This is a genomic window from Synechococcus sp. RS9902, assembly GCF_014279635.1.
Lineage (GTDB): Bacteria > Cyanobacteriota > Cyanobacteriia > PCC-6307 > Cyanobiaceae > Parasynechococcus.
Genome location: NZ_CP047949.1, coordinates 1,492,386 through 1,516,897, shown reverse-complemented (window position 1 = coordinate 1,516,897; position 24,512 = coordinate 1,492,386). Strand labels below are relative to the sequence as shown.

Sequence of the window (24,512 nt, the reverse complement as noted above, 5' to 3'; positions counted from 1 at the left end):
TGCCTCGCACACCATGAGCCCTCGCTTTGAACGCCGCTCCAGCGGCCCATCCCGCGATGGCCGTTCGGGGCCTGGTGGCAGTGGACGACCTGCAGGGGGGCGCTCGTCGATGGGCCGTTCCGGCAATGGTCGCCCCATGCCGGGCAACCGCCGTTCTGACGGCGGTCGTTCCCCCTATGCCAAACCTGGGCGTGATGGCGGCGGTTATCGCGAACGACGCGCTCCACGGGATGGAGAGTGGGACCAGTCGCGTGGTGGTGATCGACCCGGCAATCGGTTTGGTGAGCGCTCGGGTGATCGACCCGGTTATCGGTTCAAGGAGAGGTCTGGGGAGCGTTTCGGTGATCGCGCCGCTGATCGATCCGCTGATCGATCCGGAGAACGTTTCGGTGATCGCCCGAAAGAGCGGTTTGGCAACCGCTCCCGTTCCTTCGACAGAGATCAGAACGCTCCCCGCTCGGGTTCTCCAAACGAACGCTCAGGGCCTGGACGTTTTCGCGATCGCAACGATCGGTTCGGCGACCGCCGTCGCTCCGGGGATGAACGGCGCCAACCGTCCCAGCGCCCCAGATCCCGCTTTGACGAGGCTCGTCCTCAGCGGCCGGATGCAGCACCGGAGGCTGCAGCGGCCACCCCGCCAGCGGATGATCTGATTTGGGGACGTCATGCCACTCAGGCCGCGTTGGAGGCCGGACGCCCCATCCATCGCATCTGGTGCACTGCGGAGATGCGCAGTGCCTCCAAATTCCTCCAGCTCTTGCGCGATGCCAAGGCCTCGGGCGTTCTCGTGGAAGAGGTGACCTGGGCCCGGTTGGGACAGATCACAGGTGGGTCCGTTCACCAGGGCATCGCCCTGCAGACGGCGGCGGCGGAAACTCTTGATCTCGACAGCCTTATCGAGGGCTGCTCGGATTTGGGGGAACCCCCCCTGTTGGTGGCCTTGGACGGTGTCACCGACCCCCACAACCTCGGGGCAGTTGTTCGCTCCGCTGAGGCCATGGGAGCCCATGGTGTGGTGATCCCCCAGCGCCGCAGCGCTGGCTTGACCGGTTCCGCCGCCAAGGTGGCCGCCGGAGCCCTGGAACACCTGCCGGTGGCACGCGTGGTCAACCTCAATCGGTCCCTGGAAAAGCTCAAAGACGCCGGCTACAGGGTGGTGGGCCTTGCCGCTGAAGGGGATGTGACCCTCACCGATGTCGACCTCAGTGGGCCGATGGTGCTGGTCACCGGATCCGAGGACCAGGGCCTGTCGCTGATGACCCGGCGCCATTGCGACCAGTTGGTTCGCATTCCCCTGCGGGGCATCACACCGAGCCTTAATGCTTCCGTCGCCACAGCCCTTTGCGTCTATGAAGTGGCACGGCGCAACTGGATGAAGGACATTCACGGCCAGGCGCCGTCGCCACCGATTCGCAGGCCCAAACTTGCGGGTGCTGAATCGCCTGTTTCGTCTGAACAGCCTGATTCGCTCGAACAGCCTGAGGCTTCTGTGGAGAAGGCCCCGGAACGTCTGATTGACCTGGATCTGAATCCATCGCAGCCGGATGCTGCCCTGCCGTTCGATCAGAACATCCAGCTATCTCCCTGAAAACAGCGCGGTTGAACAAGATCTCGGGGCACAATGAACCGAGGTCCTGTTCCTCCCATGAGTCCCCTGATTCGGCCGCTGCGCAGCCTTGCCAATGGCTTTGGATTTGCTTGGTGGGCTCGTGTTCAGACGTCAGGCCCCGATGTGACCTACTGGTTCGGTCCTTTCATCACCCGCAAGGGGCTGGAGAGCGAGCTCAGTTCCTTCCTGGACGACGTCAAGTCGGAGCAACCCCAGTCGATCAGCCATTCACTGCTGCGGACCCGGCGCTCTGAGCCCCTCACCATCTCAGCTGAGGGCTGATCCTGCGGCTGATAGCGTCCTTGCTGCAATGGATCGCAGGGACATGACGATCAGCGCGTGGCGTCAGCAACTGCAGAGCGGCGAGGTTTCCTCCCGCGAGCTCGTTGATCAGCACCTCAATCGGCTCGAAAGTTCTGAGCCTTCGCTGAACGCCTTTGTTGAAGTCACGGGCGATCAGGCCCGTGCTGAGGCGTCCCGCATTGATGAAGCTCGCGCCGCCGGCGAGACGCTCGGCCCCCTGGCGGGATTGCCGCTGGCGATCAAGGACAACCTCTGCACCAAAGGTGTTCGCACCACCTGTTCCAGCCGCATGCTCGAGCAGTTCGTGCCGCCCTACGAATCCACGGTCACCGAGCGGCTCTGGCAGGCCGGTGGTGTGTTGGTGGGCAAGACAAATCTGGATGAGTTCGCCATGGGTGGCTCAACCGAAACGTCCGCATTCGGGGCCACACAGAACCCCTGGAACACCGCCCATGTGCCGGGTGGAAGCTCCGGTGGCAGTGCAGCGGCCGTCGCCGCCGGCAGTTGCGTCGCTTCGCTTGGTTCCGACACCGGTGGCTCCATCCGCCAACCGGCGTCGTTCTGTGGTGTGGTCGGCCTCAAGCCCACCTACGGCCGCGTCAGCCGTTGGGGCCTGGTGGCCTTCGCCAGCTCTCTGGATCAGGTGGGACCCTTCGCCAGCAGCGTTGCTGATGTGGCTGAACTGCTCCAGGTGATCGCCGGACCCGACCCCCGCGATTCCACCTGCCTTGATGCGGCGGTTCCCGATTTCAGCGCCGGCCTCAACCAGTCCATCAAAGGGCTCAAGGTGGGGGTGATCAAGGAGTGCTTCGATGCCGAAGGCCTCGATCCTGAGGTGAAGGCATCGGTGCAGGCCTCTGCTGCCCAGTTGGAGGCTCTCGGCGCCGAACTGGTGGAGGTGAGCTGCCCCCGGTTCAACGACGGCATCGCCACCTACTACGTGATCGCACCATCGGAGGCGTCGGCCAACCTGGCGCGGTACGACGGTGTCAAATACGGCTTCCGTGCCGAAGACGCCGAGAGCCTTGCCGCGATGACGGCGCGAAGCCGTGCTGAAGGATTTGGCGCTGAGGTGCAACGGCGAATCCTGATCGGCACCTACGCCCTGTCCGCCGGATATGTCGATGCCTACTACAAAAAGGCGCAGCAGGTGCGCACCCTGATCCGGCGGGATTTTGATGCGGCCTTCCAGAGTGTGGATGTGTTGCTGACGCCAACAGCGCCGTCCACGGCCTTCAAGGCTGGCGCCCACGCCGACGACCCGCTGGCGATGTATCTGGCTGACCTGCTGACGATTCCGGTCAACCTTGCTGGACTTCCGGCCATCAGTGTTCCCTGTGGATTCAGCGCGGCGGGTCTGCCGATCGGGATGCAGCTGATCGGCAATGTGTTGGATGAACCGCGTCTGCTTCAGGTGGCGCATCAGTACGAGCAGGCCGCTCAGGTGTTTGCTTCACGCCCGGAAGCTGCGCTGGTTCCCTGAGTTGCGCCACATATGGGGGGGTTGTGTTCCCGCTGAACGCTGGATCTTGCGTCGGGTCCTAGTCTGACCCTATGGCTTTCGTTCCTCTCCACAACCACAGCGACTACAGCCTTCTGGACGGTGCGTCGCAGTTGCCGGCCATGGTGGAGCGGGCGAAGCAGCTGGGCATGCCCGCCATCGCCCTGACGGATCACGGCGTTATGTACGGCGCGATTGAGCTGCTGAAGCTCTGTCAGGGTTCAGATCTCAAGCCGATCATCGGCAATGAGATGTATGTGATCAATGGGTCCATTGACGACCCACAACCCAAGAAAGAGAAGAGATATCACCTGGTGGTGCTGGCGAAAAACGCCACCGGTTACCGCAATCTGGTGAAGCTCACCAGCATCAGCCACCTGCGGGGGATGCGGGGACGCGGGATCTTCTCCCGTGCCTGCATCGACAAGGAACTGCTGAAGCAACACAGCGAAGGCCTGATCATCGCCACGGCGTGCCTCGGCGGTGAGATCGCCCAGGCGATTCTGCGGGGTCGCCCCGATGTGGCTCGCAAGGTGGCGGCTTGGTATCAGGAGGTTTTCGGCGACGACTACTACCTCGAGATCCAGGATCACGGATCCCCGGAAGATCGGATCGTCAACGTTGAGATCGTCAAAATTGCCAAGGAGCTCGGCATTCAGATCGTTGCCACCAACGATGCCCACTACCTGAGCAAGCAGGACGTTGAAGCCCACGATGCCTTGCTTTGCGTGCTCACCGGCAAGCTGATCACCGATGAGAAGCGGCTGCGTTACACCGGGACCGAATACATCAAAACCGAAGAGGAGATGGGCCTTCTCTTCGGGGATCACCTCGAGCCTGAGGTGGTTCAGGAGGCGATCGCCAACACCGTCAAGGTGGCTGAGAAGGTGGAGCCTTACGACATTCTTGGGCGCTATCAAATGCCCCGCTTCCCGATTCCCGAGGGTCATACCCCCGTCAGCTACCTGAGGGAGGTGACCGAGCAGGGATTGCGGGATCGGCTCGAGCTCAGCCCTGATGCTGCCTTGCCCGACGACTATGCCGAGCGCATGGCCCATGAGCTCAAGATCATGGAGCAGATGGGATTTCCCACTTACTTCCTGGTGGTCTGGGATTACATCCGTTTTGCCCGGGAACAGAACATTCCCGTCGGTCCGGGTCGTGGCTCCGCCGCAGGGTCGCTCGTCGCGTACTGCCTGGGGATCACCAACATCGATCCGATCACCAACTGCCTTCTGTTCGAGCGCTTCCTCAATCCGGAACGCAAGTCGATGCCTGATATCGACACCGACTTCTGCATCGAGCGTCGTGGTGAGGTGATCGACTACGTCACCGAACGCTACGGCGAGGACAAGGTGGCGCAAATCATCACCTTCAACCGGATGACCTCCAAGGCGGTTTTGAAGGATGTGGCCCGGGTGCTCGACATTCCCTACGGGGATGCCGACCGTCTGGCGAAGCTGATCCCGGTGGTTCGCGGCAAGCCCGCCAAGCTCAAGGCGATGATCGGCGAGGAATCACCCAACCCCGAGTTCCGCGAGAAGTACGAGGCGGATCCAACGGTGAAGCGTTGGGTGGACATGGCAATGCGTATTGAAGGCACCAACAAAACCTTCGGTGTTCACGCAGCTGGTGTGGTCATCGCCGCTGATCCCCTCGACGAACTGGTGCCGTTGCAGCGCAACAACGATGGTCAGGTGATCACGCAGTACTTCATGGAAGACGTGGAATCCATGGGTCTGTTGAAGATGGATTTTCTGGGGTTGAAGAACCTCACGATGATCGAAAAGACCCTCGAACTGGTGGAGGTGAGCAGTGGCACCCGTGTCGATCCCGACAAATTGCCGCCCCAGGATGAAGAGACCTTTGCACTTCTGGCGAGAGGTGATCTGGAGGGGATCTTCCAGTTGGAATCCAGCGGAATGCGGCAGATCGTGCGTGATCTCAAGCCGTCATCCCTGGAAGACATCTCCTCGATCCTTGCCCTCTACAGACCGGGGCCTCTCGATGCTGGCCTGATTCCCAAATTCATCAACCGCAAGCACGGCCGGGAGGCGATCGACTTCGCCCACGCGATTCTTGAGCCGATCCTGTCCGAGACCTACGGGATCATGGTGTACCAGGAACAGATCATGCGGATCGCGCAGGATCTGGCCGGTTACTCCTTGGGTCAGGCCGATCTGCTCCGGCGGGCGATGGGCAAGAAAAAAGTGTCCGAGATGCAGAAGCACCGCGGCATTTTCGTTCAGGGTGCTGGAGAGCGCGGCGTTGATGAAAAGGTCGCCGACGAACTGTTCGATCAGATGGTTCTCTTCGCTGAATACTGCTTCAACAAGAGCCATTCCACGGCCTATGGCGCCGTCACCTACCAGACGGCTTACCTGAAAGCGCACTACCCGGTCGCCTACATGGCGGCCCTGCTCACGGTGAACGCCGGAGCCGCCGACAAAGTGCAGCGCTACATCTCCAATTGCAATGCGATGGGGATTGAGGTGATGCCCCCGGATGTGAATGCCTCGCTCACCGATTTCACCCCCAACGGCGATCGGATCCTGTTCGGCCTGTCCGCCGTTCGCAACCTTGGTGATGGTGCGATCCGTCAATTGATCGCCGCCCGCGATAGCGATGGGCCTTTCCGTTCCCTGGCGGACCTCTGCGACCGGATCCCGTCCTCAGTGCTCAACCGCCGTGGTCTGGAGTCGTTGATTCACTGCGGTGCCCTGGATGCCATGGATCCGCAGGCCAACCGCGCTCAGTTGATGGCAGATCTTGATCTGCTGCTCGACTGGGCCTCTTCACGGGCCAAAGACCGAGACAGCGGCCAGGGCAACCTCTTTGATCTGATGGCTCCTGCCGCCGATGCCGATGGGCCGGCGGATCTCAGCCATGCACCCAAGGCGGCGCCGGTGCCGGACTATCCCCCAACCGAAAAGCTTCGTCTCGAAAAAGATCTGGTGGGCTTCTACCTCTCCGATCACCCACTCAAACAGCTCACACCCTCGTCGAAGTTGCTGGCCCCCATCGGTCTGGGTTCCTTGGAAGAACAGCCCGACAAAGCCAAGGTGAGTGCCATCGCGATGGTGGCTGAAATGCGCCAGGTCACCACCCGTAAGGGCGATCGCATGGCGATCCTGCAGCTTGAGGATCTCACCGGAAGTTGCGAAGCGGTGGTGTTTCCCAAGAGCTACGCGCGCCTCGCAGATCACCTGATGGCTGAAGCCCGCCTCTTGGTGTGGGCTGGGGTTGATCGGCGTGACGAGCGCGTGCAGCTGATCATTGACGACTGCCGTGCCGTTGATGAGCTCAATCTGCTGCTGGTTCAGCTCCCCTCCGATCAGGCCAGCGACATTGCCATTCAGCACAAGCTGCGGGAATGCCTGAACCAACATCGCCCTGAGCGGGATGAGCTGGGCGTGAAGGTGCCTGTGGTGGCGGAGGTGTGCCACGGCGACAGCGTTCGCTATGTGCGACTCGGTTCCCAGTTCTGCGTCAAGGACGTTGATGCAGCGATCGCGTCACTGCGCACCCAATCCTTTGAAGCCCGGTGCAGCGACCGTCTGGTGCTCACCTGATCAGGAGGGCCTGATCAAAACAAAAAGCTGATCAGGACTTCGATTGCTTTTGCTGCTGCTTTTGGGCCCGGATCGACTCCTTCATCCGCTGAATGTTCGGCTTGAAGTTCTCGAAGCCGAGCAGAGAACCCGGTTCGGGATCCCAGCTGGCGGTCAACACACCAACGCTGAGGCCCACCAGACCCAGGAGGAAAAACAGGCCGGAGCCCGTCAGCGTGAGCCCTGGAGCGATATCGGCGATGCCACGGGTGACGACGAAATAACTGCCAACAAAAACTCCCATCCCAGCGAGGGACGGGAGTCCTGTGAACACAGCAACCCGGCGAGCCATCCGATCGGCCACGTAGCGAGGAATGGCTTCCTGCCGAGGCGTCCCTGAAGCAGGCTTGCTTCCCTTCCCGGACCCTTTCGGCTCAAAGGGGAGGGAGTTGCGTTGCTCAAGCATGGGGGACGTCGATCAGCCGCGGATGCCCAGTTTGGCGATTGTGTCGGCGTAGCGTTGCTCGCTCTTGCTGCGCATGTAGCTCAGCAGGCGCTTGCGGCGGCCAATCATCTTGAGCAGCCCCTGGCGTGAGGAGAAGTCATGGATGTTGTTCTGCAGGTGGCTGCTGAGACGGTTGATCCGCTCACTCAGCATGGCCACCTGAACCTCGGCAGAACCGGTGTCGGTGCCGTGGGTTTGGTGGGTGTTGATCAGCTGCTGCTTCTCGGTGGTATCAAGCGACATGCGCGGGGGGCGGCCCTGTCAGTGCAAACAACCAGCTTACCTTTTCGCGTGGGGCGGCTCAGGCCGATTCGCGGCTCAGCCATTGCAGGCAGCCCCGCAGCCAGGCGTCCTGGTCGTCGCCAGCAGGCGGTTGGCCATCGGCGCCCTCAGCGATCGCACGGATGGCTCGACGGATTTCCAGATCGTCGTAACCCAGCATCGAGAGGGTCGCTTCCACGTCGGCACCGCTTGCCGGCATCTGCTCCGAGCTGACGCCTTCCGCCAGCGATGGGGCGGGATCCACGCCCGCGAAGGCCGCAATCGAGGCCCTGAGTTCCACCGCCAGACGCTCAGCGGTGCGTTTGCCGATGCCCTGCGCCTTGCAGAGGCGACGCAGATCACCGCTGCTGATCGCTTCCACCAGCTCCTGGGGCTTGCATTCCTGCATCAGCGCCAGACCGGCCTGGGGGCCCACACCGCTGACGCTGATCAGCAGCCGGAACAGATCCCGCTCCTGGCGCAGGGGAAAGCCGTAGAGGCTGCTGCCGTCCTCCCGCTGCACCTGATGAATCCACAGGTTCAGGTCGCCATCCGCCGGAAGGTTCTGCTGATGCCGCTCGGTCAGGTGCACCTCATATCCGACCGCACCGCAGAGCAGCAGAACGCCGCTACGGTTCCCTTGACTCCAGCACTCCATCGGTCGTCCCTGCAGCCAGCCGATCATGGGGAGAGGTTTCAACCGCGTCATGTTGCCGCAGCTGTCATTGCCTGTCTCTGCTTTCAAGCGCGTTGTGCGCCGTTTGCTTCAGGTGCTCTGCGTTCTATCGATCGTGGTTTCACTGACGGCATGCAACGGATCTCAGCCGCCACGGGCTCTCCTGAATGAAGCGCTGGCCCTGCAGATTCAGCTCACCCAGTCGGCCATTGCCAGCTCCCTCGATCTAACCCCCATGCCCATCGCCCCAAGCGTGAGTCGGGTGCGGGTGGAGGACCAGGAAAGTTTTGCCCTGGGTGACGAGCAGGGCCTCAGGATTTCAGGCCGCTTCGACTGGCAGCTACCCGGCGACCGTGTGCAGGTGGACAGCCCGTTTGAACTGTTTCTGCAGCGGGGCTCCCGTGGTCAGAGCTGGCGCCTGGCCAGACCCAAAGGCGGATCCGATGACCGCCAGGCCTGGCTGACGTACCCCCTGGGTTTGGACAAAGCCTGAGCTCTAACGTCGCGCCGACAGGCTGATCAGGGTGGCGGCCAGCACCAGCATCCCGCCGCCCACTTGCCAGGCATTGATCGTTTCTGCGAACCAAAGCCAGCCCCAGCCAGCGGCAAAGACCACCTGCACGTAGTTGATCGATGTGGCTCGGGCGGCGGGCAGGCAGCGCAGGCCCTCGGTCACCCAAATCTGGCCCAGCTGGGTCATCACCCCGACCCCCAGGAGCCAGAACCATTCGATGCCTTCGGGCCAGACCCCTTGGTGCAGCACCCAGGGCAGGGTCAGGGGAACCGAGATCATCGGGAAATAGAGGATGATCACCAAGGGGTGCTCGGTTTGCGATAGCCGCCGCACACTCACGTAGGCCATGGCGGTCATCAGAGCGCCACCAATGCCGATCAGGGCAGGGATCAGTTGCGCAGGTTGGGCTGTCCCCGTGAGCCACTGCGGTTGCACCACCAGGGTGACGCCGATCCAGCCCAGCAGAACTGCTGCACTGATGCGTCGGCGCAGGGGCTCGCCCAGCAGCAACAGCGCTGCCACGGCGGTGAAGGTGGGGTAGGTGTACTGGAGCACCGTCGCTGAAGCGAGCGGCAGCTGGTCAATCGCTTCGAAGAAGCAGAGCAGGGCCAAGCTGCCCAGCACCCCCCGCGCCACCAGCAGCCCCCGTCTCTGGCCCCACGGGGAGACCCCGGCCAGGCGCAGTCCCACAGCGGTCAGAACGATGCTGATCAGGGCCCGGCACAACACGATTTCCGCCACCGGAAGCCGACTGTTCAGTTGCTTGACGCAGACCGTCATCAGGCTGAAGGCCAGGGAACTCAGGATCAGGGCTCGGCTGCCCCGTACCGAGTCCCGGTTCCACCAGGGCTGTGGGGTCTGCGGTTCGGCCATTGCTGTTCTGATGACGGGGTGCACGGAACCCTGCGACTTCGCAGAATGGACCGATGGTGAACGCCCGCCTGCACCCAAGAACGATCGAGGCCGTCAAGGAACGGGCCGACATCGTTGATGTGGTGGGCGAGCACGTGGTGCTCAAGAAGAAGGGACGGGAATTCGTCGGGATCTGTCCGTTCCATGACGACAGCAAACCGTCGATGACGGTGTCGCCCGCCAAGCAGTTCTACTACTGCTTCTCCTGTGGTGCTGGCGGCAACTCCATCAAGTTCCTGATGGAGTTCCAGCGCCAGAGTTTCAGCGATGTGGTGCTGGATCTGGCGCGGCGTTATCAGCTGCCGATCGAGACGGTGGATGGTCCGCAGCAGGAACGGCTGCGGCAACAGTTGTCCCGCAGGGACAAGCTGCAGCGGGCCCTGGCCCTGGCTGCCGGTTGGTTTCGCAGCCAGTTGATGGCGCCTGCTGGCGCAGAAGCCCTCAAGTACCTCAGTGAGGCCAGAGGGTTGAGTCCCGCCACCCAGGAGACCTTCCAACTCGGCTACGCGCCGGATCAGTGGGATGGTCTGCTGAAGCATCTTCAGCAAGTTGAGGGGCTGGCGCCTGAGCTTCTCGAGGCTGCTGGGCTGGTGGTTCCCCGCAAGGGGGGCAACGGGTTCTATGACCGCTTCCGCCATCGGGTCATGGTGCCGATCCATGACCGTCAGGGCCGGGTGATCGGTTTCGGGGGACGCAGCCTTGATGGCAGCGAACCGAAATACCTCAACTCCCCCGAGACCGAAGTGTTTGAGAAGGGGAAGCACCTGTTCGGTCTCGACAAGGCCTCCAATGCCATCCGCAAGGACGACAGGGCGGTGGTGGTGGAGGGCTACTTCGATGTGATTGCCCTGCATGCCGCCGGCATCACCAACGCTGTGGCCTCCCTCGGCACGGCCCTGAGCAGTCAGCAGATCACTCAGTTGTGCCGCGTCAGTGACAGCAAGCGGATCGTTCTGAATTTCGACGCCGACGGTGCCGGTGTCCGTGCAGCCAATCGGGCCATCGGCGAGGTTGAGCAGCTGGCGATGCAGGGCCAGCTGGAGCTGCGGGTTCTGCACCTTCCTTCAGGCAAGGACCCCGATGAGTTCCTCAAACAGAACGGGGCCGGCGATTACCGCGCTCTGCTCGATCAGGCCCCCCTCTGGCTGGATTGGCAGATCGAGCAGGTTCTGGAGGAGCGCGATCTCAGCCGGGCCGACCAGTTCCAACAGGCGGTCACGGCCCTGGTGGGGCTGCTGGGCAAACTGCCCCAGTCCGCCGTGCGCACCCACTACCTCCAACGGGTGGCGGAGCGCCTCAGTGGTGGCCAGGGACGCCTGGCGCTTCAGCTCGAGGACGACCTGCGGCAGCAGGTGAAGGGCCAGCGTTGGCATGGGCGCTCCAGCCGTCACGAGCAGCCCGGTGAATCCGGACAGCGGGAGCGTTGTGAGGCCGATCTGCTGCGGCTGTATCTGCATTGCCCCCGGCATCGGGCCACGATTCGCCAGGAACTGCGCAAACGCGAACTGGAGGATTTCGCCATTCCCCATCACCGCCATCTCTGGGCGGCCATTACGGATCTCGAGGAGACCAATCTGGGTGAGGGGCGCATGGAGTCGATCAGCCGTTGCGACGACGACGGCGAGGGTCTGGATCTCATCGATCTGCCCCGCTTGCTCACCGATCAGCTCTTGCTGGAGAGCAGTGCGCTGGTGTCCCGCCTGACGCCCCTTTTGGAGCCAGGTGAATTGCAGCGTGTTGCCCTGGCGGAGCCCCTGGAGCAGCTGCGGGGCATTGCTGCCTTGCTGGAGCGTCAGAAAAGCCTGAAGCGCTGCCGGCACCTGTTGGAGGCCTGGGGTGGCCAGCGTCTCCAAACCCTGGAATCCTGCATCGCTGTTCTGATTGATCAGGAGGCTTTGTCAGATCAGGCCTCCGTGGACATGGAGGTGCGGATTCAGGCCCTCTTCGATGACCTCAACCGTGATGCGCTGCGCTACCAGGAGCTGTATTACACCGAGCGAAAACACATCGGCCATCTGGATCAGCAACGTTGCGCCAGCTACACCGTTCCCCCGGCCGCCTGAGCCATGGGCCGGTGGTCTGGGCAAACTGCATCAGGATCTGTTCCTCGAGTTGAAGATGTCTGAATTCTTCGAAGCGATCTGGCACGGTGAGGGCGTCGGCGACGGCGGCGATCTGGAGGAAGCGCTGCAGGCCTACGTCGCGGTGAAGCCGGAGGAGGGGGATTGGGTTGAGGCTTGCGCCGCCGAGGGGGCCGAGCCTGTGATCGAGCGCTTCGCCTCGTTTGAAGCCTATCTCGACAATGCTGATCCGCTTGAGCGCATTGCCGTCACCCCACAGATGATCAGCGAAGCCCTTGCGTTGTTGCCGTCCTGATGACTGATTCGCAGCTGGATTTCGCCGCGCTCGATCCGGTCAACCACCTTTGGCCGGCTTTCGTGGAGCGTCTGGGGTCCGAGAAGGCTCAGCGGGCTGTTCGTCAGGCGCTGGATCTGCAGGGCATGCGAGGGCACCAGGGCACCCTGCCGGTGCTGTTCACTGAAACCGGAGGATTGGCGTTGGCCAGCACCGATCTGGTCCGGGAGCAGACGGGTCTCAATGCCCACGGCGAGCGGATGGTCTTGCTGCTCAGCACCCGTGAGCAGGTCATTCAGTTGCTGCAGGAGGTTTGAGGCCTGGCTCAACGCTGTGGGTCAGGCCTTCACCACCGGCAGATCCTGCAGACGGGTGGTGGCGGCGCGGCTGAGTTGTTCACGCCGCATCAGCCAGCTGGGCTGCAGTCCGCAACCGGCCCATTGCAGGGTTCCACGCCCGTAACGCCGATTGATCTGGTCGATGGTCTGCATCAGGCACTCCCGTTTCTGCTGCTGCTCCTCACTCATCGGCACCATCAGATGGGTCTGCAGGATGTCGTGGCTCTGCAGGTGCTGCATCAGCACGCCGGCCTTGGCCAATGGACGGTGGGGGCGAAAGATCCGTGCCACCAAGGGGCGTGCCGCCTCCAGCAGCACGGCTGTGTCATTGCTCGGCAGGTCCAGCTGCGTGCTGGCGGCTTGGCTGTAAAACCCAGGAGCGAACGGGCTGGTGCGCGTGTAGACGGTGAGGGCTGCTGCCCGTTGCCGTTGTTTGCGCAATTTCTCGGCGGCGCGAACTACATAGGTGGCGATGGCCTGGTGCAGCTCCTCCTGGCTGGTGATGGGTCGACTGAAACTGCGGCTCACGCAGGTTTCTTGCTTCGGTGCTGGTGCCAGCTCCAGCGGCAGGCAGGCATGGCCCCGCAGCTCCCGTTGCAGCCGCAGACCCACCACGCCGCATTTGGCGCGCAGTTCACCGCTCGGCATGTCCCGGAGGTGTCGTGCGTTGCTGACGCCCCGCAGGCGACACCAATGGGCCAGTTGTCGACCGATTCCCCAGACATCCTCGATCGCAATGGTTTCCAGCCAGCGATCGGGGTTGTCGCACTGGCCCAGGTCGAACATCCCGGCATGGTCTGGGGTCTGTTTGGCCAGGCGATTGGCCAGCTTGGCCTGGGCCTTGCTGGCCCCTAAGCCGATGGCGATCGGTAGGCCGAGGTTCTGTCGTGCCCGTGCCCGCAGCTGGCCGGCCCAACCCTGCAGGTCGCCATCGCGGGGACGACGAATTCTCCCGAAGGCCTCGTCAATCGAATACACCTCCAGCTCTTCACAGTGGGCTTCCAGCAGGCTCATCATGCGCTGGCTCATGTCGGCATAGAGGGCGTAGTTCGAACTGCGCACCACCACGTTGTGCCGTTCAAGCTCCCGGCGCGCCTTGAAGTACGGCGTCCCCATGCGGATGCCGAGGGCACGGGCTTCGGCACTGCGCGCAACGATGCAGCCGTCGTTGTTGGACAGCACCACCACGGGGTGACCGATCAGAGCCGGATCCAGGCTCTGTTCGCAGGAGGCATAGAAGTTGTTTCCATCGATCAGGGCCGTGGCCTGAGGCATGGCGATGTCGCTTCAGAGCGGATGGATCACGTGGATGGCGACGCCCCAGATCTGCACTTCGCCGCAGCGGTGAAGCTCCAGTGGCGGATAGTCCGGATGGGCGGCTTCCAGGCGCAACCGGCCGCGATGACGCATCAGGCGTTTGAGGGTGAAGGCACCGTCGAGCACAGCCACAACAACCTGGCCCGGGCGCGGGTCGAGGCTGCGATCGACCACCAGAAGATCGCCATCGTGGATGCCGGCGTCGGTCATCGATTCGCCGCTCACATGCAGGAAAAAGGTGCTGGTGGGATGCCGGATCAGCTGTTCATTGAGGTCGATCCCCACGTCGACGTAGTCATCGGCGGGGGACGGGAAGCCAGCGGCGACCCGTCCCCCGGCCAGGGGCAGCGTGAGCCGACTGCGTTTGGGCTGCAGGGGGAGCGGTCTGTGTTGGAGCTCCACGACAGCAGCGACAACTGGCTAAATAGTACGCATGTACTGCTTGCTGTGGGGAGGGTCCGGTGAGGATGGTGGCCTTCGACATCTGGTGTTGGCTGACTCCCCTTACCTCGTGGCCATGGCGCTGATCGATCAGCGGGGCCGGCGCGCCCTGCCCCTGGGGGGACGGTCTCAGAAAGAGGTTGCTCCGCAGGGTGAGGCTCCGGAGGCGTTAGGCCATGCTCTGGTGCTGGAGCTGTTGCTGCGGGTGTGGCAGCGCAGTGATCAGGGTGTGCTGCAGCGTGCGGCTGGAGCCGACAGCCTGCTGCTGGTGGAGCTTCCGATGGAACGGCTGCCGGAGGACGTGCCCAGGCTCAAGGCGGACTGGTTGAACACGGGGGATACGGCCGCGTTCAAAGCGGGATTGCAGGCTTTCTCTCCGCGGGCCTGGACGGTTTCGATCGAAAAATTCAAGCCGGTGGCTCTGCAGCCGTTGTGGTAAGGGGGGCTTGCTCCCAGATGTTCACGGCCACGGAATAGCGCTCGCCTTCGAACGGGTTGATCCGGTGCAGGATGCCGGGGGAGAACAGCACCAGACGGTTCACCACCGGTGGGATCGAGATCACCGAGCGGAATGTGGGTAACGGCCCCTGGTATCCGTTCTCGATCGGAGGGCTATCGGCCACCAGCAGTTCGCCGCCAGCGCAGCTCACGTGGGGGTAGAACACGGTGGACAGCAACGGAAGCAGGAAACGGCCGCTGCGTCGACCTTCCAGCTCGTCCTTGTCGATGTGCCAGTTGAGATCGTTGTTGGTGTTGCACCACCACTCGACTCCGGCCCGCTGGGGTGCGAACGGTGTTGCCAGAGGGAGCAGGGCCTCGTCGAGGTAGTGATCGACGACGGCTTGCTGAGCGGCTGCGTGAATCGAGCGGGGAGAACCGGTTTCGGGTCGCCAGCTGAATTGAGCATCACCGTCGTGTTCCTCCTTGAGTCGCCCGTGGATGTCACAGAGGTCGCGTAGGTCCTGAAGGGCGCTGGCGGGCAGAAGGTTGTCGATGATGTGCAGCATGGTCAGGCCTCCCCTGCAGCTTGTGCCTGCAGGTGCATCACGTAGTGAAACGCCTCACTGTCGGTGTCACGAGCAATTTTTTTGAGCCCGAAGGCGTCGCGACGTTTGATCATTTGATCGATGCTTTTGCAGGACACTTTCTTTATCTTGGGTACTTTGATCAGAGGTGGTTGAAAACTGGCGTTTTGACCCTCCAAGAGATGAAGAATGCTGGGAATAGCGACTTCAGCTAAAGGCCAGATGCGATGAGGTTTTCTTTTGAAATAATCGTCTTTGAAGAAGTAGTTATAAATGACACCGAAGGTTTTGAAGACAGACCAGGGTATGTAGGCACCGCAAACTCGACCGCTGCGGAGTTTTGAAACGTCTCCGTCTAGCATTTCTAGAGCAAAGCGCTTCAGTCGGGGATCGGCATGGGCTCGTGCTGACCATTTCCAAGCGCTTTTTTTTTCGTAGCGAAAGGCCTTGTTGCCGCAGCCGATGCGGTGGTTTTGCAGCTGATCTTTGGCTTTGGCGGATACCAGGAGATCGGTATCAGTGTGAACAAGAACTTTGTCGTGGGTTTGGTGATCGGCAAGTGCCGTTTTGATCAGTTCACACAGGGCGTAGGCCGTGCAGGGTCGCCAGGTGGGTTGCTGGCGTTGTGTGAAAACGATGCTGTGCCCCTCCCGTTCGGCGAAGGCGGTGAGCTCAGATTGGAGATCCGGGTGACTCTCCAGAGAAACGTGGAAGTAATGATGCAGCTCGAAGGGCGCAAGAAACACCCTGTAGTTCTCCAGTTGTCGGGCGATGTGATCAATTGACTGGCCATGAATTGGGGACAGCAGAGCCAGACGCATGGTCGAGGGGGAGAGATCAGCGGCCATCGACGAACTTTAGGCGCGGTGATAAGGGCTGCCTTGAACAATCGCCTGGGCTCGGAACAGTTGTTCCACGAGCATCAGCCGCGCCAGTTCGTGGGGGAAGGTCATCGGTGAAAGGCTCAGGCGCCATTGGGCCTGTGCCTTGAGCTCAGCCGTCAGACCGTCGGCGCCACCGATCACGAAGGCCAGCCGTTGGTTGCCGAATTGCTCAAGACGTCGCGCGAAGGGAACCGACGCCAAGGTGTCGCCCTGTTCCATCAGTGCAATGAGGGTTTCGTCGGATCGCAGGGCCGCTCTGATGGCATCGGCTTCCTTGTCTGGATTGCTGTCGCGCAGTTCGCTGATGGTCAACCCAGGCAGGCGTTTGAGGTAGAGGTCAATGCCGTCCTGAATCCAGCCACGACGCACTTTGCCCACCGCAAGAATCCGGCAACGGGCCGGGTTCAAACGTCGTCTCCATCATCCTCGAGCAGCAGCTGCCCAAAAGCCACGTAGAGGCTTTCCTCTTCGCTGCCCGGGTTCACCTTCGGCCGTTTCGGCTGGGTGTTTTTCCCCAGTCCGGGCTGGCTGCGCGCTGGTGCAGCAAGGGCTGGGGTGGTGTCGTTGTTGTTGAACGGCGATGGTTGAGCCGATAGTTTGCGTTGGGCCTCCAACTGTTTGAGGCGGTCCATCAGGTGCTCAGGAACGGTGCCGTCCTGGCTGGCCTTCATCAGTTCCCGGAAGAGCTCCTCGGGATTCTTCTCCGTTTCAACGCGATGGCGCACCTGGCTGGCTTTGGGAGCTGACTCAGGCTTCTCCGGTTCCGGCAGGCGTGCAGGGAGTTGACGCCCTAACTCACGCAGGCGCTCGAGGCTGCGGGGATCAAAACTCATGGTTCAGGCGCAACCGAGACTTTCACGGGTGCTGCGGCCCGTGACGGAATTCGTTCCGTCGGCAACGGCGCAGAGGCTTTTGAGTTGGTCCCCGCGCATGGGAACGTCGGTGAAGTCGGCCCCCGTGATCAACACATCGCTGAAGCGGGTGTTGAAGGCAAAAGCCCCCTCCAGCACGGCATCCTCAAGGTTGGTGCCTGTCATCACAGCGGCGTCCAGGGTGGCTTCGCGTAGGTCGGTGCCGCTGAGGTCGGCATCCTGCAGCTTGGCGCCGTAGAGGCTGGCTCCCCGCAGATCAGACCCGGACAGGTTGGCTTCGCGCAGGTTGCTGAGGTTGAAGGTGGCCCCCCGCAGGTCCTTGTTGGAATAGTCGGCACCGATCAACACCTGTTTGGCCACATCCATCGCAGCGTGGGCCGGAGCCGGCATCAGCCACTGGCATGTGAACACCACCAGAGAGATCAGTACGGCCGTGAAGCGTCTGCCCATGATCGGAACCATCACCGCCGAACCCTAGAACCGTTCCAGGGTGGAACGCAAAGACGGAATGGTAGATGTCAGTCAGAGACTAAGGATTGAGGCAGTGACTGGGGTCTTGCTCGGTCTCGGTGGCTGGAACTGTGGACAAATGTGTGCACAAAAGCCGTAGGATGGGGTCATTGAGATCACGATCGACGTGGCACCCAAGGGCAACTTCAAGTCCGACAAGCAGCACAGCGGCACTCCTGGATTGATCCAGCGGGGCAATGGGAAGTGGGCTGTGAAGGTCAATTTCACCAAGGAAGAGCAAGCCGCTTGGTTGAAGGTGAGGAGGGAACGCAAGCGATACATCCAGGTCAGCCTCAGGACCGATTCACTGGAGCTGGCTCGGCAGACACACCCAGAGGAACTGCTGAAGATCCGAAAGGAGATCAGTCAGGTGATGGTTGCGAGCGGGAACCTCGACCAGCTGCATCCAACGGAGAGGCTGAAGTACGGGGTTGGCCGTGCGTATCAGGAACTGATCAAGCCTCAATCGGAGGCCGTTGGTTCAGTGCCACCACCTGATGGGGTGGCGGACATGCTCCGAGAGGTCACCACAAGCCACTCAGACAGCGATGCAGGCGCTGGCAGTACCCAATTGCTGGTCTCCCGTCAGCAAGAGCTGAGAGAGGCGATGAACCAGGGGATAGCCATCGCAATGCTTCGAGAGCAAGGGATCGATGCAACACCCGAAAACCTGAGCCTTGCTGAGCAGTCGTTGGCCTTTGCCATTGAGCAAGCCAGCGAGACACTCAGTGACCGGGCAAAGCGTGGCGTCTTTGCAGTCGAGAGTCCAGCTCACCAGCAACTGACCGAAGCAGCAGCTGTGGGTGAACCGGTCGTTATGACGGCTGAATCGCTGACGGTCTGGGATCTGCTCAAGGCATATGCAGACCACAACCGTGAGAACACCAAGCCCGTCGTCGAGAAACGAGAGCGTCTGACCCGTGAATGGGTTGAGTTCATCGGTGGCGATTCAGTGGCCTTGGTGACGAGCAAGAACCTTGTGAAATATCACTCACACTTGGCCGATCTGATGTATGCAAACAGAGCAAAGAAGGTGAAAGATCCACTGGCTTTGAAGACCGAGCATGGTGTCAACAGCAAAGCCAAACATGTGAAGATGTTGGTGAACATGTGGAACAAGATTCAAGCAGGCCAACCTGATGAACAGCTGCCAATTGTTGACTTCATGTTGTTGAAGCAATCAGAGGCATCGAAGAAAGAAGCCAAGCTCAAAGAACGCACCAAGGCGACGACCGATGAGGCGAAGATCGGACTGTTGAAACAGGCGTTGACCGAAGCGGAGAACCTAGGCAAAGACAAACGACCTGAAGTGCTCGGTGCTCGTCATGGCACCTGGAAAGCACTGTTGTTGATGGACAACACAACCCTGCGTCGTTGTGAGATCTCGATGCTCCAGTGGAAGCACATCGTGAAGGTTGATGGCGTCTGGTGTGTCGACGTGATGATCTCCAAGACTGCTGCAGGCATTCGTCGTATCCCCATGAATGAGACGCTGCAGCGGGTGCTGTTGCCACTGAAGAAAAAGGTGGCCAACGATGAGGCATTTGTGGTCGACAACGCAGCTCAAACCAACGACGTACCTGAGGCGAAGATCTCCAATTGGTGTCGGACCCGTGGCACCAAGCTGGGCATTGCTGATCGGGTCAATCCACACTCATGGCGACACGATGCAGGCGGTGACCTTGGCACCAACGTCCCTGAAGGCGTGAAGAAAGCGTTGATGGGCCACGCCGGGGATGTGACTCAGCAGTACTGGTCAGAAAATCTGGCGGCGATGCGTGACTACGTGGAGGTGTTGGGCACCCATGACGAGGCATTGCTTCAACGGATGGAAGCGTTGGTCAGCTCAGAGCCGAAGGGTCCACACCCGTTTGCATTGATGGGGATCGAAGAAGAGGGGGTGAGGAGTGACTAACCAGTAATAAAAAAACCCGCCATTGCTGACGGGGTAAAGCGTATTGCGCATCTAAAGCTTTACCAATGCTGACTTAGCTACGCAAATTCAATGTCAAAAATTGTGGCGGAAGGATCCCTTTGGAGTAGTCACGTTCGATTTGTTTGAAGAAAACTTGGGAAGAGCTAACTTTGGAAAGCCAATCGAGGGAATTTCAAAATTGAATTCTTCTGATATTGACTTAACAGCCTCAAAAATAATAAAACCTGCGACGCCTACCATCGCAACTGCAAACAGAATGGTGTTGAGGTCCATAAGGAAGCTGCCAGAGCGGTAATTAAAGGCCTCAACAATCCGAAACAGAGAGCGTGTAAAACTTAGCAACTGATTACAAAATTTAATAGGTATTTACGCTTATTCACTTTCTATGTGCCTGGGGATTTTTTAAACGGGTCTTCTCCCCTAACTGGTTGACCTACGTCAAACCTCTTCCATACGAGCTTCTTCAGAAGCCACCACCTTGGTTTGATGCCCGGTTATCGCTTAAAGGCAGAGGACAGCCCTCTACTCAATATCCGCCAATTCGCAGAACCATCTCAAGAGCACTCAAGCCAAAGATGAAAGTGCCGCCCAGCAGTGCGAGTTCCTTCTTGGACGAAGCCATTGGAAGCAGGGCAGAGCCCATGATCAGAGATGCGAAGAATATTAAGGGATTCTGTAATTCCAAATAAGTGCCTCTTGCCATAGAAGCCAGTCTCTCATTGGATGTAACGGAAACTTCATGTACTTGAGTTCAAGTACCTACAGATATCTATACATTTTTTACACAACTTAATTTCTTCGGCGAGAGTCAATTCAAGTGCCCTCGCTGTACGGATCCACTGCTGAGCAGTAAGTCCAATGCTTACAGCTCCTGTGCGGGTGGGCTCCAGGGGCCAACAAACCTTGTCTGAGGTGGTTGGAACCAAGCACTTGGCACTGACCCAAGACAGCGAATCCGAAATAGCCGCAGGTTGGGCAACTCTTGTGGCCCCTGAAGGACTCAAGCTCCCGATCGTCGACAAAAGCCCACTCCTCCATCAAGTCCTCCTTGGCAGTACATCTGTACTACTGCAGGTCAGGCGGGATTGGCAGCGGGTTCAGGCTTCCGTTGTGACATCGACCTCAAGCAGGACTGCTCCATCTGGGCTGAGCACCCTGGTTTTCCTGCCGATCACCTTGGCGATCCTCTTCGCTTCTGATGAGGCGACCTCCAATGACGCTTCTGAAGTGTGGAGGTGCCACTCCAGGAAAGGGTTGAGTTCTTCGACTCGGAACTGCCTTTCTGCCATGCCTCTCAGTATCAACCGAACCCAGGCAACACGATCTAGGCGTTCTTGGATTGATGTGACGAGTATTCGCTCGCAGTAGTAGGCAATACAAAAAAGACGGCACTCAATGGTTTTTCAGGGAATTGAGAAATCGCTGCAGGGCTCACGAACTGCTCCCATATTTGGTGTCCAAACAGTGCTACTTGTCACTGTCTTGGCAGCACGGGAGAGCGACCCGTCGGCTGGCAGTCAAAGCACCCTTGGCACGAGCGATTGTCAGGGGTTGCTTTCTGCGTATGTCAGAAATCCGAAGACATGTGGTGCGTTTGCGTAAGAGGTATGTGCCGCGCCGAACGTGTTTAAGCGGATTCTGCATCGCTCGGGGAGGACTAGTTCCTCCTCGCAGTTCCGTGACCCCAAGTCCTTGCTTCGGTTGTTGACCTACCGACGGAGGGGTCTGTCAGTAAGTGGGGCGATCTGGAACCGCTGATCAGTGGTTCGGGAAAAGGAGGCTGCCGTAAGCCTCCCCTCCGCTGTGGCAAGAAGGCCCCCTTTTGGTGTCAGTCCAGGGGTGCTTCCGACATAACGCTGGCGAAGAAGCTCGTGGCTTATCAGCAACTACTGGAAAGCACTCTGACCTAGATCGCTGAACTGGTAGCTCTCTCTGCGTAGGTCCTCTTCAAGCTTTTGCAGTTTTGCGGTCAAGGCGGCAACTTCCGTGCTGTGACCAATGGAAGAGAAGTAGGCAAGCCGATAAGCCTCCCACCGAAGACCGAACTCCAGTCTCTCTATTGGAGTTTTGACTGCTCGCATCTCACTCCCTATCAATGGACGAAAAAACTAAAAAGCAGATATCGGTCGATGTAGGGAATGTGTCTGCGAATGTTTAGTGATTGCCGAACCTGTCTTGCATAGGAGCTTCGTCTGCTGTGGTTTTTTGGGTTGCCCCCGCAGCCATGGTTTGTAGTGGGTCGGAGAATGGTGGGTTTGATATCAATATCTAGTCCCTGATTGGAACTATTGGTTTCTTGTGGACAAAAGACTTTTATGTCGTCAACCCGTTGCAAATTGCGTGTGTCGTGTTGCATGATTCACAAGACGTTCGAGCTATATGGTGAGTCCGGAAGAGCGGACATCGAATTTTCACCCACCCTTTTCGATAACACTCGATATGACACGAAGCACCCTGGAACAAATCTTGGCGCCCATGGAAAGTCGCATCCAATCAGATCATCCGTGGATGGCTGAAGGTGCTTTAAGAATTCATCAAGCAAACTTCTCCTTTCAATTCTCAAATTTGATACACCAATAAAAAGAGGGCTACAAGCAGACACAAGAGCGTCAAGACCCAGCGGTCAAAGGAGGAAACCTTCTACACAAGCGATTAGTAGATAGATCCGCGGTTCAGGAACAACATATGGGAATACGGAAGATCAAACAAGTATCTAGCACAAATGAAAAAACAGCTTCCAAAGAAGAAGGCAAAGTCGGAGATCAACTCAGTCATCTTGGATGGTCCTCCACCAATACAATGAATCATCAAAGACATTGAATCAGTGTCTGCTCAGACCATTGCTGTATATGCATATCTCTGGGAATCGGCCTACTGGTCCCAAAACCTAGACAGAGTAGATAAAGAATTTTGGTCGGACAGGCGAGACACAGGTGGAACAACACACTGGAGTATCGACGGCATAGCGAAACAACTGCACATCGGAAATACAACAGCGGAGAAGGCAATTAACACCTTGATCAAACATGGTTTTATTCGAGTACTCCATTTCATGCCAACCAAGAAGGGAAAGAAAAAGAGAAAATTTCAAATCATTCACCCCTCTCAGATAGACAGTGTCCGAGAATCGCTTGAGATACTTGAAGAACCCTACGGTTTATGTCCACACAAGACAGTAAAGCCGATTGTTGAACCTGTTGATTTTGAGTTTGAATCATTTCTAAAGGCAGAAGAAGAGAAGTTCACAAGCAGCAAATGGCCTTATGGACCACTCCAGATCGAATGGAGCAACTTTGCTCAGCTACTAAATAAACACTTCAAATACATAGACTTGCTAGCAAAGGAAGAATGTCGATGCTCTGGCTTCTTTGGAGGTCATTAGCTTTCTTATAAGAATTTAGTGAACATGGCTACGCTTCGCTCCGCCTTATCAGTCTAAATATCTAACTTGCATCTCGTTTAAATGAAAAGAACCTTTTGATTGTCTTGCCTCGGCGATGACAATGCAGCTGGACTCGACCTTATTGACTCAGAAAAACTAATAGATGAAACAAAGGTTTGCCCTTATGAAAATGGTTGATCGCAAAGGCATGGACTCAACGCCAGCAGCTAGTCTGAACTATTGATGATGTTTACTGTTATATGGAAAGTTCTGTGTAATCATTTTTCCCAGTTGACATCTTCTATTTCTTTCTTGATGACCTTCAGCTTCTTGGTAAGCTCAATTACCTTGTCTTCATTGCCTTTTGACTTAAAATAAGACAGCCTGATTTTTTCCCATATTTGAGCCGTCAACAATTTTTCTATTGGAGTGATTGCATTGTTCATTGGCTTATTAAGAGGTCTCCAGTAGCAGCTGCTTTTTCAAGACCTATTTTTTCTGCTTCAAGTTCGTCACTTTCATCAGGAGAATCTATTTCATGAATTTCTTTCAGGCTTTGTAGGTAGGTCAGGCAATGGTATCTGATCTCCATTAACTCCTCATAACAATGATAGTCACTTGCTAGTTTCCGTAAATCATGGTCAGGTTTTATCACCGATGCTGTGAACAGTTTTAGTGCTCTTGAGTAGGTATCTGATTCATGTGAATTCATTGCTGCTAAGTTGTGCTACATGAAGGATAGGCCTCATGGCTATTGGAGATACGTGACGCCTATTACCCTTTGGCAATGGTTATCTAGGCAACAGAAATCCAAGGGTGTCTCAGATAGTTTCTGGAACCTTATTCTTTATTTATCATGTCTGCCTGGGAAAGTAATCTTAAGATGTTTACTGTTGATGAGGCTCCAAGGTTAGAGGCCCTTCACACTATTAATTGGTTGAAGACAAGGTCTGAACTCCTTCTCTCCAAGGAACTTGCTGAGGAGGCTCTTTCTTTAATTAATGAGTTTGATGACCCTTTAGGGGCTGTGTCCTGATAATGGACTGGCTTTCTGGTTTTGGATGGTCAGGGCTAATAACAGTAGCAGTGTCTGTTATCTGGGATATCTTTTTTCCACTGAACAATCTGCTAATTGCTTGCGTCTATATAGGTTCTTTTATTGCTTGGCTTGTTCTTGAAAAGCTCAATAGTAGAACAAAAAATTTCTGACATAATTTTGTTAGGTCATATATCGGGGGTGCAAAGACACAAACGACCCCATGGGGGTGTCCGGAATGTGTGGCTTGAGGCCTGCCAGGGGGTGGATCTTCTTTCTTCCGTGACCCACCAGGTGTGGATTCAGCGGGCTTGTCGAGAATGGATCGGCGCGGCGCACAACTTTGGACAATGCAGATCCATTGCAGTCACTCACTGGGTGTCTGCTTGTGGATGTGACCATTCCACGGAGGAACGCTCAGGACCGGGTAGAATGGAGCCCAGCAAGGGTCCGATGGCCGTACCGGCACTGTTGTCACCCTGAGGAAGAAAGGGAAGGAAGAGCCACCTCGCGATCCCAGGGACGCACCTCCATTTCTCATGCACGGTGCCGACGACTTTTCACGCCAAGGTCTGTGCAAAACA

24 protein-coding genes are annotated in these 24,512 nt (G+C 58.4%); 11 read left to right on the top strand and 13 right to left on the bottom strand.

The genetic code is table 11. The features are described from left to right. Positions 1-13: 13 nt before the first annotated feature. From rlmB to SynRS9902_RS08305, 4 genes are all read left to right on the top strand, one after another. On the top strand, positions 14-1,588 hold the full coding sequence (gene rlmB, locus SynRS9902_RS08320; RefSeq protein ID WP_186508774.1) for a 23S rRNA (guanosine(2251)-2'-O)-methyltransferase RlmB: 1,575 nt from the start codon (positions 14-16) through the stop codon (positions 1,586-1,588). Positions 1,589-1,645: 57 nt separating this feature from the next. Next, a complete protein-coding gene (locus tag SynRS9902_RS08315) occupies positions 1,646-1,891 on the top strand; it encodes a DUF1816 domain-containing protein (protein WP_186508773.1) in 246 nt (81 codons plus the stop codon). 28 nt (positions 1,892-1,919) lie between these two features. After that, a complete protein-coding gene (gene gatA, locus SynRS9902_RS08310; protein WP_186508772.1) occupies positions 1,920-3,395 on the top strand; it encodes an Asp-tRNA(Asn)/Glu-tRNA(Gln) amidotransferase subunit GatA in 1,476 nt (491 codons plus the stop codon). A 71-nt stretch (positions 3,396-3,466) separates the two neighbouring features. Next, positions 3,467-6,985, top strand: a complete 3,519-nt coding sequence (locus SynRS9902_RS08305; RefSeq protein WP_186508771.1) for a DNA polymerase III subunit alpha — start codon at positions 3,467-3,469, stop codon at positions 6,983-6,985. A gap of 31 nt (positions 6,986-7,016) precedes the next feature. Here the strand turns inward: SynRS9902_RS08305 and SynRS9902_RS08300 are convergent, their stop codons facing one another. The 3 genes from SynRS9902_RS08300 to ruvA are packed head-to-tail and all read right to left on the bottom strand — an operon-like array spanning position 7,017 to position 8,415. Continuing rightward, positions 7,017-7,430 (bottom strand): PAM68 family protein, encoded by a 414-nt coding sequence (locus SynRS9902_RS08300; protein WP_186508770.1) that lies wholly within the window; start codon positions 7,428-7,430, stop codon positions 7,017-7,019. A gap of 12 nt (positions 7,431-7,442) precedes the next feature. Next, positions 7,443-7,712, bottom strand: coding sequence for a 30S ribosomal protein S15 (rpsO, locus tag SynRS9902_RS08295; protein ID WP_006851408.1), 270 nt, complete (start codon positions 7,710-7,712; stop codon positions 7,443-7,445). Between the two features lie 58 nt (positions 7,713-7,770). Beyond that, positions 7,771-8,415 carry a Holliday junction branch migration protein RuvA gene (gene ruvA, locus SynRS9902_RS08290; protein ID WP_186510581.1) on the bottom strand — a complete coding sequence of 215 codons (645 nt, stop codon included), beginning with the start codon at positions 8,413-8,415 and terminating at the stop codon, positions 7,771-7,773. Between the two features lie 22 nt (positions 8,416-8,437). On the opposite strand from ruvA, the gene SynRS9902_RS08285 reads away from it, so the two are divergent. Then, positions 8,438-8,899: a hypothetical protein gene (locus tag SynRS9902_RS08285; RefSeq protein WP_186510582.1), complete on the top strand. Its 462-nt coding sequence runs from the start codon at positions 8,438-8,440 to the stop codon at positions 8,897-8,899. Between the two features lie 3 nt (positions 8,900-8,902). Here the strand turns inward: SynRS9902_RS08285 and SynRS9902_RS08280 are convergent, their stop codons facing one another. Continuing rightward, a complete protein-coding gene (locus SynRS9902_RS08280) occupies positions 8,903-9,793 on the bottom strand; it encodes a DMT family transporter (RefSeq protein WP_186508769.1) in 891 nt (296 codons plus the stop codon). Positions 9,794-9,846: 53 nt separating this feature from the next. Here SynRS9902_RS08280 and dnaG point away from each other — a divergent pair, with 53 nt between their 5' ends. Genes dnaG through SynRS9902_RS08265 form a run of 3 tightly spaced genes read left to right on the top strand, consistent with a single transcriptional unit; the run spans position 9,847 to position 12,504 of the window. Beyond that, the gene (gene dnaG / locus SynRS9902_RS08275) at positions 9,847-11,895 is read left to right on the top strand and encodes a DNA primase (protein WP_186508768.1); all 2,049 of its coding nucleotides are present in this window, start codon (positions 9,847-9,849) and stop codon (positions 11,893-11,895) included. Between the two features lie 55 nt (positions 11,896-11,950). Then, positions 11,951-12,208: a hypothetical protein gene (locus SynRS9902_RS08270; RefSeq protein WP_186508767.1), complete on the top strand. Its 258-nt coding sequence runs from the start codon at positions 11,951-11,953 to the stop codon at positions 12,206-12,208. Continuing rightward, positions 12,208-12,504, top strand: a complete 297-nt coding sequence (locus SynRS9902_RS08265; RefSeq protein WP_006851716.1) for a hypothetical protein — start codon at positions 12,208-12,210, stop codon at positions 12,502-12,504. Before SynRS9902_RS08270 ends, SynRS9902_RS08265 begins: the two co-directional genes overlap by 1 nt. Positions 12,505-12,525: 21 nt before the next feature. On the opposite strand, the gene SynRS9902_RS08260 is transcribed toward SynRS9902_RS08265, so the two are convergent. Both SynRS9902_RS08260 and SynRS9902_RS08255 read right to left on the bottom strand, forming a co-directional pair. Beyond that, positions 12,526-13,800, bottom strand: coding sequence for a Y-family DNA polymerase (locus SynRS9902_RS08260; protein ID WP_186508766.1), 1,275 nt, complete (start codon positions 13,798-13,800; stop codon positions 12,526-12,528). A gap of 12 nt (positions 13,801-13,812) precedes the next feature. Then, the gene (locus SynRS9902_RS08255) at positions 13,813-14,244 is read right to left on the bottom strand and encodes a LexA family transcriptional regulator (protein ID WP_186508765.1); all 432 of its coding nucleotides are present in this window, start codon (positions 14,242-14,244) and stop codon (positions 13,813-13,815) included. 88 nt (positions 14,245-14,332) lie between these two features. On the opposite strand from SynRS9902_RS08255, the gene SynRS9902_RS08250 reads away from it, so the two are divergent. Beyond that, positions 14,333-14,722, top strand: a complete 390-nt coding sequence (locus tag SynRS9902_RS08250; protein WP_255446075.1) for a hypothetical protein — start codon at positions 14,333-14,335, stop codon at positions 14,720-14,722. Here the strand turns inward: SynRS9902_RS08250 and SynRS9902_RS08245 are convergent. Genes SynRS9902_RS08245 through SynRS9902_RS08225 form a run of 5 tightly spaced genes read right to left on the bottom strand, consistent with a single transcriptional unit; the run spans position 14,691 to position 17,526 of the window. Continuing rightward, positions 14,691-15,290, bottom strand: a complete 600-nt coding sequence (locus tag SynRS9902_RS08245) for a 2OG-Fe(II) oxygenase (RefSeq protein WP_186508763.1) — start codon at positions 15,288-15,290, stop codon at positions 14,691-14,693. The genes SynRS9902_RS08250 and SynRS9902_RS08245 overlap by 32 nt on opposite strands. A gap of 2 nt (positions 15,291-15,292) precedes the next feature. Continuing rightward, entirely contained in the window at positions 15,293-16,156 is an 864-nt protein-coding gene (locus SynRS9902_RS08240; RefSeq protein WP_186508762.1) for a hypothetical protein, read from the bottom strand. 9 nt (positions 16,157-16,165) lie between these two features. Further along, the gene (locus SynRS9902_RS08235) at positions 16,166-16,600 is read right to left on the bottom strand and encodes a 23S rRNA (pseudouridine(1915)-N(3))-methyltransferase RlmH (protein WP_186508761.1); all 435 of its coding nucleotides are present in this window, start codon (positions 16,598-16,600) and stop codon (positions 16,166-16,168) included. Continuing rightward, positions 16,597-17,025 (bottom strand): hypothetical protein, encoded by a 429-nt coding sequence (locus SynRS9902_RS08230; protein ID WP_186508760.1) that lies wholly within the window; start codon positions 17,023-17,025, stop codon positions 16,597-16,599. Before SynRS9902_RS08230 ends, SynRS9902_RS08235 begins: the two co-directional genes overlap by 4 nt. Before the next feature lie 3 nt (positions 17,026-17,028). After that, positions 17,029-17,526, bottom strand: a complete 498-nt coding sequence (locus SynRS9902_RS08225; RefSeq protein WP_286863816.1) for a pentapeptide repeat-containing protein — start codon at positions 17,524-17,526, stop codon at positions 17,029-17,031. Between the two features lie 559 nt (positions 17,527-18,085). Between SynRS9902_RS08225 and SynRS9902_RS08220 the strand changes: the two genes are divergently transcribed. Continuing rightward, the gene (locus SynRS9902_RS08220; RefSeq protein WP_255446274.1) at positions 18,086-19,489 is read left to right on the top strand and encodes a tyrosine-type recombinase/integrase; all 1,404 of its coding nucleotides are present in this window, start codon (positions 18,086-18,088) and stop codon (positions 19,487-19,489) included. Positions 19,490-19,582: 93 nt separating this feature from the next. Here SynRS9902_RS08220 and SynRS9902_RS08215 read toward each other — a convergent pair whose 3' ends face one another. Further along, the gene (locus tag SynRS9902_RS08215) at positions 19,583-19,783 is read right to left on the bottom strand and encodes a hypothetical protein (protein WP_186508758.1); all 201 of its coding nucleotides are present in this window, start codon (positions 19,781-19,783) and stop codon (positions 19,583-19,585) included. A 2,551-nt stretch (positions 19,784-22,334) separates the two neighbouring features. Here SynRS9902_RS08215 and SynRS9902_RS08210 point away from each other — a divergent pair. Further along, complete coding sequence (locus SynRS9902_RS08210; protein WP_186508757.1) at positions 22,335-22,892, top strand: hypothetical protein; 558 nt, start codon at positions 22,335-22,337, stop codon at positions 22,890-22,892. A gap of 442 nt (positions 22,893-23,334) precedes the next feature. On the opposite strand, the gene SynRS9902_RS08200 is transcribed toward SynRS9902_RS08210, so the two are convergent. Continuing rightward, entirely contained in the window at positions 23,335-23,604 is a 270-nt protein-coding gene (locus SynRS9902_RS08200; RefSeq protein WP_186508605.1) for a hypothetical protein, read from the bottom strand. Positions 23,605-24,512: the final 908 nt, after the last annotated feature.